Source organism: Streptomyces sp. MBT53 (assembly GCF_016654115.1).
Taxonomy (GTDB): Bacteria; Actinomycetota; Actinomycetes; order Streptomycetales; family Streptomycetaceae; genus Streptomyces.
Map to the genome: position 1 here is coordinate 20788 of NZ_JAEQAZ010000079.1, position 17220 is coordinate 38007.

Below are 17220 nucleotides of genomic sequence, written 5' to 3' on the forward strand. Positions count from 1 at the left end.
GCCCCTCCGGGTACTCGTCGGGACCAAGAAGTGGTTGGAATCACGAACCGGCGGGTAGGGGCGGCTACCGACCCATGAGCCGCCGGGTTCCCCGGGGGAAACGGTCGGCGAAACCTGCGGGCCCGGACGGCGACCGTGCCCTCGCGGCCCGGCACTGTCAGTGCCCGCAGGTAGATTCGTTCGAGGCCGGTGTACCGCCCGCACCCGGTACGAACCGGCCACCACCGACGATTGCAGGAGTGATTCGCGTGGATCGTGTCGCGCTGAGCGGCCTCAAGGCCCGCGGGTACCACGGCGTGTTCCCGAAGGAGCGCGAGGAGGGCCAGACCTTCATCGTGGACCTCGTCCTGGGCCTGGACACCCGGCCTGCCGCAGCCGACGACGACCTGACGAAGACCGTGCACTACGGCATCGTGGCCGAGGAGGTCGTGGCCGTCGTCCAGGGCGAGCCGGTCAACCTCATCGAGACCCTCGCCGAGCGCATCGCGCAGACCTGCCTGAAGCACGAAGGGGTGGAGGAGGTCGAGGTGCGCGTCCACAAGCCGGACGCCCCGATCACCGTCCCCTTCGACGACGTGACCGTCACCATCACCCGGAGCCGAGTATGACCTTCTCGTTCACCGAGAGTCACAGCGACCCGACCGTCCAGCCGGTACCCGCCTCCGTAGTACGGCAGGTGGACGCCGCCGACACCACCCTCAGCAACCCCAAGCGCGCCGTCATCTCCATCGGCGCCAACCTGGGCAACCGCCTGGAGACCCTCCAGGGCGCCATCGACGCCCTGGAGGACACCCCCGGCGTCCGCATCAAAGCCGTGTCACCCGTCTACGAGACGGAGCCCTGGGGCGTCGAGCCCGGCAGCCAGCCCTCGTACTTCAACGCGGTCGTCGTCCTCAAGACCACCCTGCCCCCGTCGTCCCTGCTGGAGCGGGCGCACGCGGTCGAGGAGGCCTTCCACCGGGTCCGCGAGGAGCGCTGGGGCGCGCGCACCCTCGACGTCGACATCGTCGCGTACGCCGATGTCGTCTCCGACGACCCCGTGCTGACGCTCCCCCACCCGCGCGCCCACGAACGGGCCTTCGTGCTCGTCCCCTGGCACGACGTGGAACCCGAGGCGCAGTTGCCCGGCCACGGCCCGGTCGCCGCCCTCCTGGACGACATCGCCCGTGACGGGGTCGCGCCCCGCAAGGACCTGGAACTCCGGCTGCCCGAGTAGTCGTTAAGGTCGAGACGACCACTACGCCCGGACAGGGCACGGGGAGCTGAAGGAACACCGTGAGAGAGCTGCGGATCAGGGTGCTGGCCGGCGTGTTCGTCATCGCCGGAGTGCTGTCCTGGGCGGGTGCGCGACTGTGGAGCGCGGTGGGGACCCTGCCCAGTGTCCCGCTGGCCGCGCCCGTCGTCCTCGCCGTGATCGCCGTCGTCCTGCTGGCCACGGCGCTCTCGCTGCGCGCCCGCCTCAAGGCACAGCGCGAGCGCCGCCCCGGCGCCAAGGGGGTCGACCCCCTGATGGCCGCCCGCGCGGTCGTCTTCGGCCAGGCCAGCGCCCTGGTCGCCGCCCTCGTCGCCGGCATGTACGGCGGCACGGGCGCCTACCTCCTGGAGTCACTGGACATCCCCGCCCGCCGCGACCAGGCCATCTACGCCGGCTTCTCGGTCCTCGCGGGCATCGCGGTCATAGCGGCGGCGATCTTCCTGGAGCGCGTCTGCAAGCTGCCCGAGGACGACGACAACAACACGGCGGGGGCGACGCCGGTCACGTGATGGGACAGCGCCGGTCGCTTGAGCGCCCCGAAAGGGGCGCGGGGCTGTGTCGATGTGCGACTCCGCCGCGTGGGCGCGACCAGCCACAACGGGGCCGCACCCGACAGACGACCTCAGCGAGCCATGATCAAGCTCATCGCCTCATTACGGGTAGCAGAATCCCGCAACTGCCCCCGCACCGCAGACGTGATCGTCTTGGCCCCCGGCTTCCGAACCCCCCGCATAGACATGCACATGTGCTCGCACTCCACGACGACGATGACCCCCCGCGGCTCCAGGATCTCCATCAGCGAATCCGCGATCTGCGTGGTGAGTCGTTCCTGCACCTGCGGCCGCCGGGCGTAGACGTCCACCAGCCGGGCCAGCTTCGACAGCCCCGTGATCTTGCCGTCGGCGGACGGGATGTAGCCGACATGGGCGACGCCGACGAACGGCACCAGATGGTGCTCACAGTTGCTCAGGACCTCGATGTCCTTCACCAGGACCATCTCGTCGTGCCCCAGGTCGAACGTCGTCGTCAGCACGTCCTCGGGCTTCTGCCACAACCCCGCGAATATCTCCTTGTACGCCCGCGCCACCCGCGCCGGCGTCTCCCTGAGCCCCTCCCGGTCCGGGTCCTCGCCGACCGCGATCAGCAGTTCGCGTACGGCGCTCTCGGCGCGCTTCTCGTCGAAGACGCCGATCGTTCCCTCGCCGTCGAGCGTCACGGGGTCGGTCATGTCGTGCCTCGTTCCTGTGCGGGTCTCGCGTGTGCGGGACACACGCCTCAGCTGCGGGCAAAACGAAAATGCCGCGTCCCCCAGGCTAAGACCAGGGGGACGCGGCATCCATTTCGGGCCGTGTGAGGCTCGCGTCAGTTCTCGGGGCGGTCCTCCGGAGCCTTCTCCAGCGTGGGAGAGGACTCGGCGGTCGCACCGGCGGTGATCGCGGGTCCCGCGCCGTTCGATCCGTTCGTCAGTGACAGCTCCTTGGGGGAGAGCACCGGCGGGCGGGTGGACGGCGTACGGCGGGAGGAGCCGGTCCACGAGGGGCGGGCCGGGCGCTTCACGATGGGAGCGAAGACCTCGGCGATCTGCTCCTTGTTCAGCGTCTCCTTCTCCAGCAGCTGGAGCACGAGCGCGTCGAGCACGTCACGGTTCTCGACCAGGATCTCCCAGGCCTCGTTGTGCGCGTTCTCGATGAGCTTCTTGACCTCTTCGTCGACGAGCGCGGCGACCTCTTCCGAGTAGTCGCGCGGGTGCGACATCTCCCGGCCCAGGAAGGGCTCGGTGTTGTCGCCGCCGAACTTGATCGCGCCGAGGCGCTCGGTCATGCCGTACTGCGTGACCATCGCGCGGGCCGTGGCGGTGGCCTTCTCGATGTCGTTCGCGGCACCCGTGGTCGGGTCGTGGAAGACCAGTTCCTCGGCCGCGCGGCCGCCCAGCATGTAGGCGAGCTGGTCGAGCATCTCGTTGCGCGTGGTCGAGTACTTGTCCTCTTCGGGCAGGACCATCGTGTAGCCCAGAGCACGGCCTCGGGAGAGGATCGTGATCTTGTGGACCGGGTCGGAGTTGGGGGAAGCCGCCGCGACCAGGGCGTGTCCGCCCTCGTGGTACGCGGTGATCTTCTTCTCCTTGTCCGACATGATCCGGGTCCGCTTCTGCGGGCCCGCGACCACACGGTCGATCGCCTCGTCCAGCATGGAGTTGTCGATCAGCTTGCGGTTGCCTCGGGCGGTGAGCAGGGCGGCCTCGTTGAGGACGTTGCTCAGGTCCGCGCCGGTGAAGCCCGGCGTACGGCGCGCGACGGCCGACAGATCGACGTCCGGTGCGACCGGCTTGCCCTTCTGGTGGACCTTGAGGATCTCCAGACGGCCCTGCATGTCCGGGCGGTCGACCGCGATCTGGCGGTCGAAGCGGCCGGGGCGCAGGAGGGCCGGGTCGAGGATGTCGGGCCGGTTCGTCGCGGCGATGAGGATCACGCCGCCCTTGACGTCGAAGCCGTCCATCTCGACGAGCAGCTGGTTCAGTGTCTGCTCGCGCTCGTCGTGACCGCCGCCGAGGCCGGCGCCGCGATGGCGGCCGACCGCGTCGATCTCGTCGACGAAGACGATCGCCGGGGCGTTCGCCTTGGCCTGCTCGAACAGGTCACGGACTCGGGAGGCACCGACACCGACGAACATCTCGACGAAGTCGGAACCGGAGATCGAGTAGAAGGGCACCCCGGCCTCGCCGGCGACGGCGCGGGCCAGCAGGGTCTTGCCGGTGCCGGGCGGGCCGTACAGGAGTACGCCCTTGGGGATCTTGGCGCCGACGGCCTGGAACTTCGCCGGCTCCTGGAGGAACTCCTTGATCTCGTGCAGTTCCTCGACGGCCTCGTCGGAGCCCGCGACGTCCGCGAACGTCGTCTTCGGGGTGTCCTTGGTGATGAGCTTGGCCTTGGACTTCCCGAAGTTCATGACTCGGGAGCCGCCGCCCTGCATCTGGTTCATCAGGAACAGGAAGACGACCACGATGAGGACGAAGGGGAGCAGGGACAGCAGGATCCCGACGAAAGCGTTCTGCTTCGTCGGAGAGACCGTGTAGCCGTCCGGAATCTGCTTGTCCTGGTATTTGGTCTGCAGCGTGGCCGCGAGGTCCACGCCCTGGTCGCCGATGTAGCTCGCCTGGATCTTGGAGCTGCCCTCGACCTTGGTGCCGCTCTTGAGCGTGACCTTGATGGTCTGCTCGTCGCCTGTGGTGATCTTGGCCGACTCGACCTTGTTGTCATTGATCGCCTGGACGACCTGGCCTGTGTCCACCGTCTTGTAGCCGCCGGACGAGCCGACGACCTGCATCAACACGACCACGGCAAGGACGGCCAGCACGATCCACATGACCGGCCCACGGAAGTATCGCTTCACGTCCATCCATACGGAGCGAATTCGCTCCGTCCCTCCTGCCATAGTGAGTTTGATAAAGACAGTTCTTCTGACCGTACCCCAGCAATGTTGCCCGAAGTCGCACGGGACGGCTGGGAGACGTGTCTGCATGCTCCAACGGCGCGAAACCCGCTGGGGTTCCCGATCGTCTTACAGGGCTTGGGCCGAGTGGGCCTAGCCGCCGTAGACGTGCGGCGCGAGCGTACCGACGAACGGGAGGTTGCGGTACTTCTCGGCGTAGTCGAGGCCGTATCCGACGACGAACTCGTTCGGGATGTCGAAGCCGACCCACTCCACGTCGATGGCGACCTTGGCCGCCTCCGGCTTGCGCAGGAGGGTGCAGATCTTCAACGAGTCGGGCTCCCGGGAGCCCAGGTTGGAGATCAGCCAGGACAGCGTCAGACCGGAGTCGATGATGTCCTCGACGATGAGGACGTGCTTGCCCTTGATGTCGGTGTCGAGGTCCTTGAGGATCCGCACGACACCGGAGGACTGGGTGCCCGCGCCGTACGACGACACGGCCATCCAGTCCATAGTGACGGGGGTGGACAGTGCCCGGGCGAGGTCCGCCATGACCATCACCGCGCCCTTGAGGACGCCGACGAGCAGCAGGTCCTTGCCCGCGTACTCCGCGTCGATCTTCGCGGCGAGCTCCACGAGCTTCGCGTCGATCTCTTCCTTGGTGATGAGCACCGACTGGAGGTCGTCACCCATGTCTTTCGCGTCCACCCGCATCACTTTCGGTCGTCCCACCGGCTACTACCTGGTCCCGCCCCCGGAGGTCCGGAGGGGGTGTCGATTCAGCCTTGCCGAATCACCAGTCTGCCACCCTGGCGCTGGGCGACGACTTTGCCCGGGAGATTGATGGCTCCCTGGCCGCGCCAGCCGGTGATCAGGCGGTCGACTTCCTCGATGTGCCGGGCGAACAGCGAACCGGCCGGCGCGCCCGCCTGGATGGCCGCCCGGCGCAGCACGCGGCGGCGCACGGCGGGCGGCAGGGCGTAGAGCTTGGCGCACTCCAGGAGGCCGGTGGCGTCCCGTACGGAGGCTTCCGCCTGGCTGGCCCAGGTGTCGAGGGCGTCGGCGTCGTCCCGGGACAGCTGCGCCGTACGGGCGAGCGCCTCTACGACGCCTTTGCCGAGGGCTTTCTCCAGGGCGGGCAGGCCTTCGTGGCGCAGCCGGGAGCGGGTGTAGGCGGGGTCGGTGTTGTGCGGGTCGTCCCAGACGGGCAGCGACTGGACCATGCATGCCTTGCGGGCGGTCTGCCGGTCGAGCTGCAGGAAGGGGCGGCGGTAACGGCCGTCGGCCCCCGAGACCGCGGCCATTCCGGACAGGGAGCGGATGCCGGAGCCGCGGGCGAGGCCCAGCAGGACGGTTTCCGCCTGGTCGTCGCGAGTGTGGCCGAGCAGGACGGCGGCGGCGCCGTGGCGGGCGGCGCAGGCGTCGAGGGCGGCGTAGCGGGCGTCCCGGGCGGCTGCCTCGGGGCCGCCCTCGCGGCCCACGGTCACGGCGGTGGCCTCGACGGGGTCCAGGCCCAGTTCGCGCAGGCGCAGGACGACCTCGTCGGCGCGCAGGTCGGAGCCGGCCTGGAGGCCGTGGTCGACGGTGATGCCGCCGGCCCTGATGCCGAGTTTGGGTGCTTCGAAGGCTAGGGCGGAGGCGAGCGCCATGGAGTCGGCGCCGCCTGAGCACGCCACGAGCACGAGCGGCGAGGGCGGGCGCTCGTGCGGGGTGTGCCGGGAGGCGCCGACGGTCTGCAGGGCCTCGTGGTCGGTGAGGATGTCGTGGAGGACGCGGCGGACCGCCAGGCGTATCGCCGCGACCGCAGGATGGGGACCCATGTCCGGTTCCCTTCATGAAGTTTTCGGGGGGTTGGCCCGAGATTCGGTCACTCAGAGTGTGTAGATGGTGACAGAACCGGGGCGTTCCCCGAGCATCGCACGCCTACCCATCGCTCACGGTCCCTCGGACGGGTGATTGCGGGGGCGTTCGCCTGCCGTCGGCCGAATCCGTTTCACCACATCCGCGACCGGTTCACGACTCGGCCTTGCGGTGCACCCGCGCGACCCAGTCCGCCGGTTTGGCGATCTCCGTCTTCGTCGGCAACGTGTTCGGGGAGGTCCAGACACGGTTGAAGCCGTCCATGCCCACCTGTTCGACGACCGCGCGTACGAACCGCTCGCCGTCCCGGTACTGCCGCAGCTTGGCGTCCAGTCCCAGCAGCTTGCGCAGCGCCGAGTCCAGCCTGGAGGCGCCCTTGGCGCGCCGCTGCTGGAACTTCTCGCGGATCTCCGCGACGCTCGGCACCACGTCCGGGCCGACGCCGTCCATCACGAAGTCGGCATGCCCCTCCAGGAGGGACATCACGGCGGTGAGCCGGCCGAGGATCTCCCGCTGCGCGGGCGTCTGCACGATCTCCACCAGGGACCGGCCCTCGTCGTCCTCCTCGCCCTCCGGCCGACCGCCGGCCAGCGACTGGGCGGCCTCCCGGATGCGCTCCAGAACGGTCATGGGGTCGACCTCGGTCTCCCCCAGGAACGACTGGATCTCGCCCTCCAGGTGGTCACGCAGCCAGGGCACGGCCGTGAACTGCGTGCGGTGCGTCTCCTCGTGCAGACACACCCACAGGCGGAAGTCGTGGGGCTGTACGTCGAGTTCGCGCTCCACGTGGACGATGTTCGGCGCGACCAGCAGCAGCCGCCCGCCCTTCGCCCCCGCCGGCAGCTCACGGGACGCCGGAGCGAACGTCTCGTACTGGCCGAGCACGCGCGAGGACAGGAACGACAGCAGCATGCCCAGCTCGACACCGGTCACCTTGCCGCCGACCGCTCCGAAGACCGCGCCCCCGGGGGTGTTGCCCCGCCGCTCCTGCATCTTGTCGAGCAGCGGCTTCAGGATCTCCCGGAACCCGGCGACGTTCGCCCGCACCCAGCCGGGGCGGTCGACCACCAGGATCGGGGTGTCGTGGATGTCGTCCGTACCCATCCGGGTGAATCCCCGGACGTGTTGCTCCGAGGCCTTCGCATGCCGGCGCAGCTCCGCGACGACGGCCCGGGCCTCGTCACGGCTCACCTCGGGGCCCGGCCGCACAAGTCGGGTCGCGGTCGCCACCGCGAGATTCCAGTCGACCATCTCGGCACCACCGATGCTCGTCATGCGTCAACCGTACGTGGTCGCTCCCGCTTGGGGCAGGGCACGAGGTCGGTCAGGTGAGCGTCAGTTGCGACGCCGGCCGCCGTCTAACTGCAGCCGCAGGCCGCCAACGCCGTCGCCGTGTGGTCCAGGGCCGCCTGTGCCTCCAGGGTGTTCGTCGTGTTCGACGTCAGGAAGGCGAAGGCCAGGAGTTGGCCGTCCTTGTCCACGACCGTGCCCGCGAGCGTGTTGACGCCCGTCAGGGTGCCGGTCTTGGCGCGTACGACCCCTGCCGCGCCCGTGGCGTCCGTGTAGCGGGTCGTCAGGGTGCCGGTGAAGGCGGCGATGGGGAGGCCGGTGAGGACCGGGCGGAGTTCGGGGTGGGCCGGGGCGCCGGCCTTGACGAGGAGGGCGGTGAGGAGGTCGGCGGTGAGGCGGTCGTCGCGGTTGAGACCGCTGCCGTCGTTGAACACCGCGCCCTTGACCGGGAGTTGAAGCTTCTTCAGCTGGGCGGCGATCGCTGCGGCGCCCCCGTCGAAGTCGGCACGCCTGCCGGTCGCGACGGCGGTCTGGCGGGCCAGGGCCTCCGCGATGTCGTTGTCGCTGTTGGTCAGCATCCGCTCGACGATGTCGGACAGCGGCGGCGAGGAGACCGTGGCGAGGGTGTCCGCGCGCGCGGTCGCTTTCGAGGGCCCCGGGGACGTCGTTTTGATGCCGTGCTCCTGGAGGAAGCCGGCGAATTTCCTGGCCGCGTCGGGCGCCGGGTCCGGCACGCGCCGCACCGGACCGCTGGACGAGTCGTCGGTACGGCCCTCGTCGGCCGTCAGGGCGCTGACCGGGGCGAGGTTCTCGTTGGCCCCGATCGGGTGGACTTCGGAACCGGCGTACAGGGTCGTGTCGTACGACAGCGTCACCTCGCGCACGCCGCGCTTCTTCAGGGCGGCGGCCGTGCTGTCGGCGAGCGTGCGCAGGCTCGCCCAGCCCTCGGCGTCCTTGTGGGCGGTCAGGGTGGGGTCGCCGCCGCCGACCAGGACGAGTTCCCTGGTGTCGGGCTCCAGGGCGGTGCGGGTGGTGAAGCGGTGGTCGGCGCCCATCGCGGAGAGCGCGGCCACGGCGGTGGCGATCTTCGTGGTCGAGGCCGGGGTCAGGGCGTCGTCGGCGCCCACTCCGTAGAGGCGCTTTCCGGTCGACACGTCCACCACGGCGGCCGTGTGGCGGGTGCCGAGCGCCGCGTTGTCCAGGAGGGGGTTCAGGACGTCCGCGAGGGCCGTGCCGGTCGGCGCGGACTTCACCGTGTTCGCGGAACCGCCGAGGGCGACCAGGACGGATGCGGCGCTGGGCGCGGGTCGGGGTGCCTTGGCGGACGTATCGGAATTACGGCCGTGATCTACGCCACCTGAACGTTCCTGTGCGACTGCGTGGTCCCGCTCGGCCGTACGCTGACCGGACGAGTCCCAGGGACCGGCGGCGGTCACCACGACGGCGGCCAGCGCCATCCCTGCGGTGGTGGCGACGGCGGTGAACCGCCAGGTCCTGTCGGGCCTAGGCAACTTCGCGACCTGCGGTGACACGGTTCGGACGAGCCGGGTGACCTTCGGTGACACGGCGTCAGTGAGCCGCGTCACCCGGGGTTTCACGGCTTGGGCGATCCGCGCGACCCGGGGCTGCACGGCCTGGTTGATCCGTTCAGCCCGCGGTCTCACGGCTTGCCTGACCCGTGTGACCTGGGGTTTCACGGATTGCGCGGCCCGCTCGAGACGGGGCCGGACGGCTCGCGCGACCCGCGCCACTTGCGGTCTCGCGGCCCGCCAAGGCCTCAGCTCCGGCACGACCACCAGCCCCTTTCGCGATCACACACCTGCGTGAGGGACACTTAACCACCAGAACTATGTGCTGATCATGGAGGAGCCACCGGTGGAGTTCGACGTCACGATCGAGATCCCGAAGGGTTCGCGGAACAAGTACGAGGTGGACCACGAGACCGGTCGGATCCGCCTGGACCGTCGACTCTTCACCTCGACCAGTTACCCGGCCGACTACGGCTTCGTCGAGAACACTCTCGGCGAGGACGGCGACCCGCTGGACGCGCTGGTCATCCTGGAGGAGCCGACCTTCCCCGGCTGCCTCATCAAGTGCCGCGCGATCGGCATGTTCCGGATGACCGACGAGGCCGGCGGCGACGACAAGCTGCTGTGCGTCCCGGCGTCCGACCCGCGTGTGGAGCACCTGCGTGACATCCACCACGTGTCGGAGTTCGACCGCCTGGAGATCCAGCACTTCTTCGAGGTCTACAAGGACCTGGAGCCCGGCAAGTCGGTCGAGGGCGCCAACTGGGTGGGCCGTACGGACGCCGAGGCGGAGATCGAGCGCTCGTACAAGCGACTGAAGGAGCAGGGCGGCCACTGAGCCCCCTGTCCGCGAACGGGCCGCACGCGCACGCGTGCGGCCCGTTTGCATGTCTGTGCGCATACTGAGGATCACCGGAGGTGTCGTACAGGGAGTGCTACGGAGTGACGGAAGCGGAGGACCGCAAACCGCAGTCGGACGAGGCCAAGAGCGCGTTCACGGCGCCCTCGGGGGTCGAAGCGGCGGTCGACGGGGAGTCTTCTACGACATCTGAGTTCGCCGTTCCGCGCGGGCTCGACGTGACAGCGCCGGCCGCGGACGAGTCCGAGGGATCGGCGTTCAGTCCGCCGAGCACCTACCGCGCCAGAGAGGCACCGCCCGCCTTCACCCCACCCACCGGCATCCCCCTCGTCAGCCTCACCAAGGACGTGCCCTGGCAGGACCGGATGCGCACGATGCTGCGGATGCCGGTGTCCGAGCGGCCCGCGCCGGAGCCGGTGCAGAAGCCGGACGACAGCGGTCCCGCCGTCCCGCGCGTGCTCGATCTGACGCTCCGCATCGGCGAGTTGCTGCTCGCGGGCGGCGAGGGCGCGGAGGATGTCGAGGCGGCGATGTTCGCGGTCTGCCGCTCCTACGGCCTCGACCGCTGCGAGCCGACGGTCACCTTCACGCTCCTCTCGATCTCCTATCAGCCCTCCCTGGTGGACGATCCGGTGACCGCGTCCCGGACCGTACGGCGCCGGGGCACCGACTACACGCGGCTCGCGGCCGTGTTCCGGCTGGTCCAGGACCTCAGCGATCCGGAAACCGCGCTCTCCTTGGAGGACGCCTACCGGCGGCTCGCGGAGATGCGGCGCAACCGGCACCCGTACCCCGGCTGGGTGCTGACCTCCGCCAGCGGGCTGCTCGCGGGCGCCGCCTCCGTGCTCGTCGGCGGTGACATCATCGTGTTCTTCGCCGCCGCGCTCGGCGCGATGCTCGGCGACCGGCTGGCGTGGCTGTGCGCGGGGCGCGGGTTGCCGGAGTTCTACCAGTTCACGGTCGCCGCGATGCCCCCCGCCGCGATAGGGGTCGCGCTCACGGTCGCCAACGTCGACGTGAAGGCCTCCGCGGTCATCACCGGTGGGCTGTTCGCCCTGCTGCCCGGGCGGGCGCTGGTGGCGGGCGTACAGGACGGACTGACCGGCTTCTACATCACCGCGGCGGCCCGGCTCCTCGAAGTCATGTACTTCTTCGTCGGCATCGTGGCCGGCGTCCTGATCGTCCTGTACTTCGGCGTGAAGCTCGGCGCGCAGCTCAACCCCGACGTGGCCCTCGGCAACTCCGACCGGCCGCTGTGGCAGATCGGCGCGTCCGTCCTGCTGTCGCTGACCTTCGCCGTACTGCTCCAGCAGGAACGATCCACCGTCCTGCTCGTGTCCCTCAACGGGGGTGTCGCCTGGTCTGTCTACGGGGCGATGCGCTTCGTCGCGGAGATCTCACCGGTCGCCTCTACGGCCGTCGCGGCGGGGCTCGTCGGGCTGTTCGGGCAGCTGCTGTCCCGGTACCGGTTCGCGTCGGCGTTGCCGTACACGACCGCGGCGATCGGGCCCCTGTTGCCAGGGTCGGCCACGTATTTCGGTCTTCTGGCGATCGCTCAGAACGAGGTCGACAAGGGGCTGGTGTCGTTGGCCACGGCTGCGTCGCTGGCCATGGCCATCGCCATCGGGGTCAATCTGGGGTCGGAGATCTCGCGGTTGTTCCTGCGGGTGCCAGGGGCTTCGGCGGGGGCGCGACGGGCTGCTAAGCGGACCAGGGGGTTTTGAGCGCCTAGTAGCTCGGGGGGCGTTGTGCGTCGGCGGGTGCGGGTCGTGTGTGGCTGGTCGCGCCCGCGCGGCGGAGCCGCAAATCGATACAACCCCGCGCCCCTTTGGGGCGCGTTGCAGCTAGGCCTGCTAGTAGCCCTGCCCTTGGCCCTGGCCCTGGCCCTGGCCCTGGCCCTGGTTGTTGTACGGCGGGTACTGCTCGTACTGCTGGTTGCCATAGGACTGCTGCTGGTACGGCTGTTGTTGCTGGGGCTGGGCGTAGTACTGGTCGTAGCCGTTGTTCTGGTCGTAGCCGTTGTTCTGCTGCTGCGGCTGGGGCTCGTCGATGCGGCGGAGCTGGGTCGTCGAGTCGTCCATGATGACCGGGAACGGCTGGGTCGCGGCCGGGTCTCCGGGCTGCTCCTCGTGCCGCTGGGGGCCCTGGGGGGCCTTCTTCGCCTTGGAGCGGGCGCGCAGGAACTCGATGATGATCGGGACCACGGAGACGAAGACGATCAGGATGAGGATCGCTTCGATGTTCTTGTGGACGAAGTCGATGTTGCCGAGCCAGGAACCGAGCAGCGTCACGCCCGCGCCCCACAGGACGCCGCCGATGATGTTGAACGTGAGGAACGAGCGGTACTTCATGCCGCTGACGCCGGCGATGATCGGCGTGAACGTGCGCACGATGGGCACGAAGCGGGCCAGGACCAGGGACTTGGGGCCGTACTTCTCGAAGAACTCGTGCGCCTTGACCACGTTCTCCTGTTTGAAGAGGCGTGAGTCCGGGCGGCTGAAGAGCGAGGGGCCGACCTTCTTGCCGAAGACGTAGCCCGCCTGGTCGCCGAGGATCGCGGCGACGCAGATCAGCGCGACGGCCGCCCACAGCGGGAAGTCCAGGGTGCCCGCGGTGATCAGCAGGCCGCAGGTGAACAGCAGCGAGTCACCCGGCAGGAAGAACCCGATGAGCAGGCCGGACTCCGCGAAGACCACGAGGAGCAGGCCCCAGATACCGAACCGGTCGAGCATGGTGTTCGGGTCGAGCCAGCTCGGGCCGAGGGCAAGCGTCATAACGGTTCCGGGCTCCTGAAGGGTGGAGGGATACGGCGTCGTCCAGGCAAGGCCGCACAAAGCTATCAACGCAATGTGTCCGCCCCAGGTTCCACCGGTGACTCCAGGATGCACTGTGGGCCGCATAGGACAAAGCTGTGAGCCATGGGTATCGACGAATACGGCGGCGGCCAGGGGCCGCAGGCCGATGTGCTGGTCGTCACGACGAACGACGTTCCGGGGTACCGGGTCGAGCAGGTGATCGGCGAGGTGTTCGGGCTGACCGTGCGCTCACGGCATCTCGGCAGCCAGATCGGCGCCGGTCTGAAGTCGATGGTCGGCGGCGAGCTGAAGGGGCTCACCAAGACCCTCGTGCAGACCCGCAACCAGGCCATGGAACGGCTCATCGAGCAGGCACGCGCGCGTGGCGCCAACGGCGTCCTGGCGTTCCGCTTCGACGTGACCGAGGCGGCCGACGTGGGCACCGAGGTGTGCGCCTACGGGACGGCGGTGGTGCTGGCCCGGGTGTGACCGCACACCCCGGAGAGGGGCTCCTAGGAGGTGTGCCGGGACGCGTTCGCCAGGATCGCGTCCCGGAGGTGTTCGGCCAGACCGGGCGCCATCGCGTCGTAGAACGCCTTGAAGCGCTCGTCGGAGACGTACATCCCGGCGAGGCAGACGTGCATCTCGTAGGAGCACGCGTAGAACCAGCGGTCGATGTGGAGCCTGTGTTCCTCGGCCAGGTCCATGGCCTCCTCGGCGGTGGGTGGTTGGCCGGCGGTCACCAGGGTGGCGTAGCGCTCGCTCCAGTCGTCGACCTCGGCCTGGAGGCGTTTCCAGTCGGCCTTGGTGTAGCGGGCGGCCCGGCGCTGCGACTCGGCGTAGGCCTCGGTGCCGCCCCAGCGCTGTTCGGCCTCTTCGGCGTACTGCTCGGGGTCCTTGTCGCCGAAGACCTCGAAGCGTTCCTCGGGGGTGAGGTTGATGCCCATCGTGCGTGCCTCCATGGCGTGTTCCACGGCCTCGGCCATCTTCCGGAGCTTCTCGATCCGGGCGGTCAGCAGCTCGTGCTGCCGGCGCAGGTGTGCGCGCGGGTCCGTCTCCGGGTCGTCGAGCAGGGCCGCGACCTCGTCGAGCGGGAAGCCGAGTTCCCGGTAGAACAGGATCTGCTGCAGCCGGTCGAGGTCCGCGTCGCCGTAGCGCCGGTGGCCCGCGTGGCTGCGCCCGCTCGGGACGAGCAGGCCGATGTCGTCGTAGTGGTGCAGCGTGCGCACGGTGACCCCGGCGAATCCGGCGACCTGTCCCACGGAGTAGGAGTCCTGTCCTACGGAGTGGCTCACTTCCGCTCCTTTCTCTGTCCGCGCTCCACGGTGGGCCCTCACGCCACGTGAGGTGCAAGCCCCGCAGTCCCACAGGCCGCGCACCTTCAAGATGTTGGGTCCGTTTTGCCCGCTTATGGTGAGCGCGTGGCCCAGGACAGCGCGCAACAGGCACCCGTTGCCCCTACGACCCCGGCGCGCGCCCTGCTGCCGTTGATCGTCCCCGCCCTGGTCGTGGGCGTGCTCGCGAGTCTGCTCTTCCTCGGAGTGAGCGAGGCGGCGGAACGGCTCCAGCACGTGCTGTGGAAGAACCTGCCAGACGCCCTCGGCATCGGCCGTTACTCGGTGCTGTGGATGCTCGTCATGCTCACCGCGACCGGCATCGTGGTCGGCCTCGTGGTCTGGAAGGTGCCCGGGCACGCCGGTCCCGACCCGGCCACCACCGGCCTGGAGGCCGTACCGCTGCCGCCCGCGGTGCTGCCGGGGCTGGTGCTGGCGACCGCGCTGATGCTCGCGGGCGGGCCGAGTCTCGGCCCGGAGAACCCGATCATCGCCGTGAACGTGGGACTCGCCCTGTGGGCCGGACGCAGGTTCGCGCCCCGGGTGCCGGGCGGGGTGTGGGGGGCGCTGGCCGAGTCGGCGACGATCGGGGCGCTGTTCGGGACGCCGGTCGCGGCGGCCCTGCTCATCTCGGAGGCGCTGGCCGCGCGGCAGACGAAGGGGGCCCTGTGGGACAACGTGTTCGCGCCGCTCGCCGCGGCCGGGGCGGGCGCCATGACGACCACCCTGGTGGCCCACCCGACCTTCGACCTGCACCTGCCCGCGTTCGGCAGGCCGGGCTGGGGCGATCTGCTCGCAGTCCTCGTACTGGCGCCACTGGCCGCACTGCTCGGAATGGCCGCGGTCCACGCCTTCCCATACGTCCACGGCGCCTTCTCCCGGCTCAGGCACCCCATGCTGGCGCTTCCGGCCGGTGGACTGGTCCTGGGCCTTCTGGCGGCCGTGGGCGGCCATCTGACGCTCTTCAAGGGACTGGACGAGATCGGCGAACTGGCCGCCGACCCCGAGGGCTGGTCGGCGGGGCAGTTCGCGACCATGACGCTCGTGAAGCTGGCCGCGCTGGTGGTCGCCGCGTCCTGCGGCTTCCGGGGCGGCCGCATCTTCCCGTCGGTCTTCATCGGGACCGCGTTCGGCCTCTTCGCCCACGCGGTCGTGCCGGCGGTGGATCCGGCCCTGGCTGTCGCGGCGGGCGTCCTGGGCATGCTCCTCGCGATCACCCGGCAGGGCTGGGTGAGTCTGTTCACGGCCGCCATCCTGGTGGCCTCGCCGGCGATCCTCGCCCTGCTCTGCATCGCCTCGCTGCCGGCCTGGCTGCTGGTGACAGGGCGACCGCAGATGCAGTTGCGCGCGGACGGAACTCCGGTCCGCTGACACCCGTTGATCCTTTTGATTCATTCCGCAGGAGGCCCGCACATGCCGTTGCACAAAGGTCCCGAGCAGCCCGAAGAACGCCCCATGTCGGTGAACCCCTTCTACGGGGAGGCCAATCCGGTCGGCGGCATGACCGAGGCGCCGCCCAAGCACCGGCTCCCGGACGCACCGCTCCCCCCGATGACGGCGGCTCAACTCGTGCACGACGAGCTGATGCTGGACGGCAACTCCCGCCTCAACCTGGCGACGTTCGTCACCACCTGGATGGAGCCGGAAGCCGGCGTCCTGATGGCGGAGTGCCGGGACAAGAACATGATCGACAAGGACGAGTACCCACGCACGGCCGAGCTGGAGAAACGCTGCGTGGCCATGCTCGCCGACCTGTGGAACGCACCGGACCCCTCCGCGGCCGTCGGCTGCTCGACGACCGGCTCCAGCGAGGCCTGCATGCTCGCCGGCATGGCCCTGAAGCGCCGCTGGATGCAACGCAACAAGGACCGCTACCCGGCCGCCCGCCCGAACCTGGTGATGGGCGTCAACGTCCAGGTCTGCTGGGAGAAGTTCTGCAACTTCTGGGAGGTGGAAGCCCGCCAGGTCCCCATGGAGGGCGACCGCTTCCACCTCGACCCCCAAGCCGCCGCCGACCTCTGCGACGAGAACACGATCGGCGTCGTAGGCATCCTGGGCTCCACCTTCGACGGCTCCTACGAACCGATCGCCGACCTCTGTACCGCCCTCGACGCCCTCCAGGAGCGCACGGGCCTCGACATCCCGGTGCACGTGGACGGCGCGTCCGGCGCCATGGTCGCCCCCTTCCTGGACGAGGACCTGGTCTGGGACTTCCGTCTCCCGCGCGTGGCCTCGATCAACACCTCGGGCCACAAGTACGGCCTGGTCTACCCGGGCGTCGGCTGGGCCCTGTGGCGCGACAAGGAGGCCCTCCCGGAGGAACTGGTCTTCCGCGTCAACTACTTGGGCGGCGACATGCCCACCTTCGCCCTCAACTTCTCCCGCCCCGGCGCCCAAGTGGTGGCCCAGTACTACACGTTCCTACGCCTCGGCCGAGAGGGCTACCGAGCCGTACAACAGTCGACCCGCAACGTGGCCCAGGGCCTGGCAGACCGCATCGAGGCCCTGGGCGACTTCGAACTCCTCACCCGGGGCACCGAGTTGCCGGTCTTCGCCTTCACCACAAACCAAAACGTCACGGCCTACGACGTCTTCGACGTCTCCCGCCGCCTACGCGAACGCGGCTGGCTGGTCCCGGCGTACACCTTCCCGGCCAACCGCGAGGACCTCTCGGTCCTCCGCATCGTCTGCCGCAACGGCTTCTCCGCAGACCTGGCCGAACTCTTCCTGGACGACCTGACGCAACTGCTCCCCCAGCTCCGGAACCAGCCGTACCCCCTGACCCGCGACAAGGGAGCGGCCACGGGCTTCCACCACTGAGACGGCCGAGGGCCGAGCGGACCGCCACCCGGCGCGGCACCGACCCACA

16 protein-coding genes are annotated in these 17220 nt (G+C 69.6%); 8 read left to right on the top strand and 8 right to left on the bottom strand.

The annotated features are described in order from the left end of the window. The first annotated feature begins 248 nt into the window (after positions 1-248). From folB to JHN45_RS26760, 3 genes are read left to right on the top strand one after another with little or no spacing between them, the layout of a single operon-like run. Positions 249-608: a dihydroneopterin aldolase gene (folB, locus tag JHN45_RS26750; protein ID WP_019070215.1), complete on the top strand. Its 360-nt coding sequence runs from the start codon at positions 249-251 to the stop codon at positions 606-608. After that, complete coding sequence (gene folK / locus JHN45_RS26755) at positions 605-1216, top strand: 2-amino-4-hydroxy-6-hydroxymethyldihydropteridine diphosphokinase (protein ID WP_200713465.1); 612 nt, start codon at positions 605-607, stop codon at positions 1214-1216. The genes folB and folK overlap by 4 nt, the downstream gene beginning before the upstream one ends. 59 nt (positions 1217-1275) lie before the next feature. After that, positions 1276-1764, top strand: a complete 489-nt coding sequence (locus JHN45_RS26760) for a DUF3180 domain-containing protein (RefSeq protein WP_201050945.1) — start codon at positions 1276-1278, stop codon at positions 1762-1764. Positions 1765-1877: 113 nt separating this feature from the next. Here the strand turns inward: JHN45_RS26760 and folE are convergent, their stop codons facing one another. From folE to dacB, 6 genes are all read right to left on the bottom strand, one after another. Continuing rightward, on the bottom strand, positions 1878-2483 hold the full coding sequence (gene folE, locus JHN45_RS26765) for a GTP cyclohydrolase I FolE (protein ID WP_200713464.1): 606 nt from the start codon (positions 2481-2483) through the stop codon (positions 1878-1880). 134 nt (positions 2484-2617) lie between these two features. After that, positions 2618-4651 (bottom strand): ATP-dependent zinc metalloprotease FtsH, encoded by a 2034-nt coding sequence (gene ftsH / locus JHN45_RS26770; protein ID WP_201050946.1) that lies wholly within the window; start codon positions 4649-4651, stop codon positions 2618-2620. Between the two features lie 186 nt (positions 4652-4837). Continuing rightward, positions 4838-5398: a hypoxanthine phosphoribosyltransferase gene (gene hpt, locus JHN45_RS26775; RefSeq protein ID WP_019070220.1), complete on the bottom strand. Its 561-nt coding sequence runs from the start codon at positions 5396-5398 to the stop codon at positions 4838-4840. Positions 5399-5463: 65 nt separating this feature from the next. Next, positions 5464-6504 carry a tRNA lysidine(34) synthetase TilS gene (tilS, locus tag JHN45_RS26780; protein WP_200713462.1) on the bottom strand — a complete coding sequence of 347 codons (1041 nt, stop codon included), beginning with the start codon at positions 6502-6504 and terminating at the stop codon, positions 5464-5466. Between the two features lie 193 nt (positions 6505-6697). Further along, positions 6698-7819: a zinc-dependent metalloprotease gene (locus JHN45_RS26785; protein ID WP_200713461.1), complete on the bottom strand. Its 1122-nt coding sequence runs from the start codon at positions 7817-7819 to the stop codon at positions 6698-6700. Between the two features lie 83 nt (positions 7820-7902). Next, entirely contained in the window at positions 7903-9630 is a 1728-nt protein-coding gene (gene dacB / locus JHN45_RS26790) for a D-alanyl-D-alanine carboxypeptidase/D-alanyl-D-alanine-endopeptidase (RefSeq protein ID WP_201050947.1), read from the bottom strand. 79 nt (positions 9631-9709) lie between these two features. On the opposite strand from dacB, the gene JHN45_RS26795 reads away from it, so the two are divergent. Together JHN45_RS26795 and JHN45_RS26800 are read left to right on the top strand one after the other, a co-directional pair. Then, a complete protein-coding gene (locus JHN45_RS26795) occupies positions 9710-10201 on the top strand; it encodes an inorganic diphosphatase (protein ID WP_019070224.1) in 492 nt (163 codons plus the stop codon). 104 nt (positions 10202-10305) lie between these two features. Continuing rightward, a complete protein-coding gene (locus JHN45_RS26800; RefSeq protein ID WP_201050948.1) occupies positions 10306-11946 on the top strand; it encodes a threonine/serine exporter ThrE family protein in 1641 nt (546 codons plus the stop codon). Positions 11947-12075: 129 nt separating this feature from the next. On the opposite strand, the gene JHN45_RS26805 is transcribed toward JHN45_RS26800, so the two are convergent. Next, positions 12076-12996 (bottom strand): DedA family protein, encoded by a 921-nt coding sequence (locus tag JHN45_RS26805; protein WP_201050949.1) that lies wholly within the window; start codon positions 12994-12996, stop codon positions 12076-12078. A 144-nt stretch (positions 12997-13140) separates the two neighbouring features. On the opposite strand from JHN45_RS26805, the gene JHN45_RS26810 reads away from it, so the two are divergent. Further along, positions 13141-13506 (top strand): YbjQ family protein, encoded by a 366-nt coding sequence (locus JHN45_RS26810; protein WP_043685301.1) that lies wholly within the window; start codon positions 13141-13143, stop codon positions 13504-13506. A gap of 23 nt (positions 13507-13529) precedes the next feature. Here JHN45_RS26810 and JHN45_RS26815 read toward each other — a convergent pair whose 3' ends face one another. After that, complete coding sequence (locus tag JHN45_RS26815; protein ID WP_201050950.1) at positions 13530-14312, bottom strand: MerR family transcriptional regulator; 783 nt, start codon at positions 14310-14312, stop codon at positions 13530-13532. A gap of 126 nt (positions 14313-14438) precedes the next feature. On the opposite strand from JHN45_RS26815, the gene JHN45_RS26820 reads away from it, so the two are divergent. Further along, positions 14439-15722, top strand: coding sequence for an ion channel protein (locus JHN45_RS26820; RefSeq protein WP_200715972.1), 1284 nt, complete (start codon positions 14439-14441; stop codon positions 15720-15722). Positions 15723-15764: 42 nt separating this feature from the next. Next, the gene (locus JHN45_RS26825) at positions 15765-17171 is read left to right on the top strand and encodes a glutamate decarboxylase (RefSeq protein ID WP_200715971.1); all 1407 of its coding nucleotides are present in this window, start codon (positions 15765-15767) and stop codon (positions 17169-17171) included. The last annotated feature ends 49 nt before the right edge of the window (positions 17172-17220 follow it).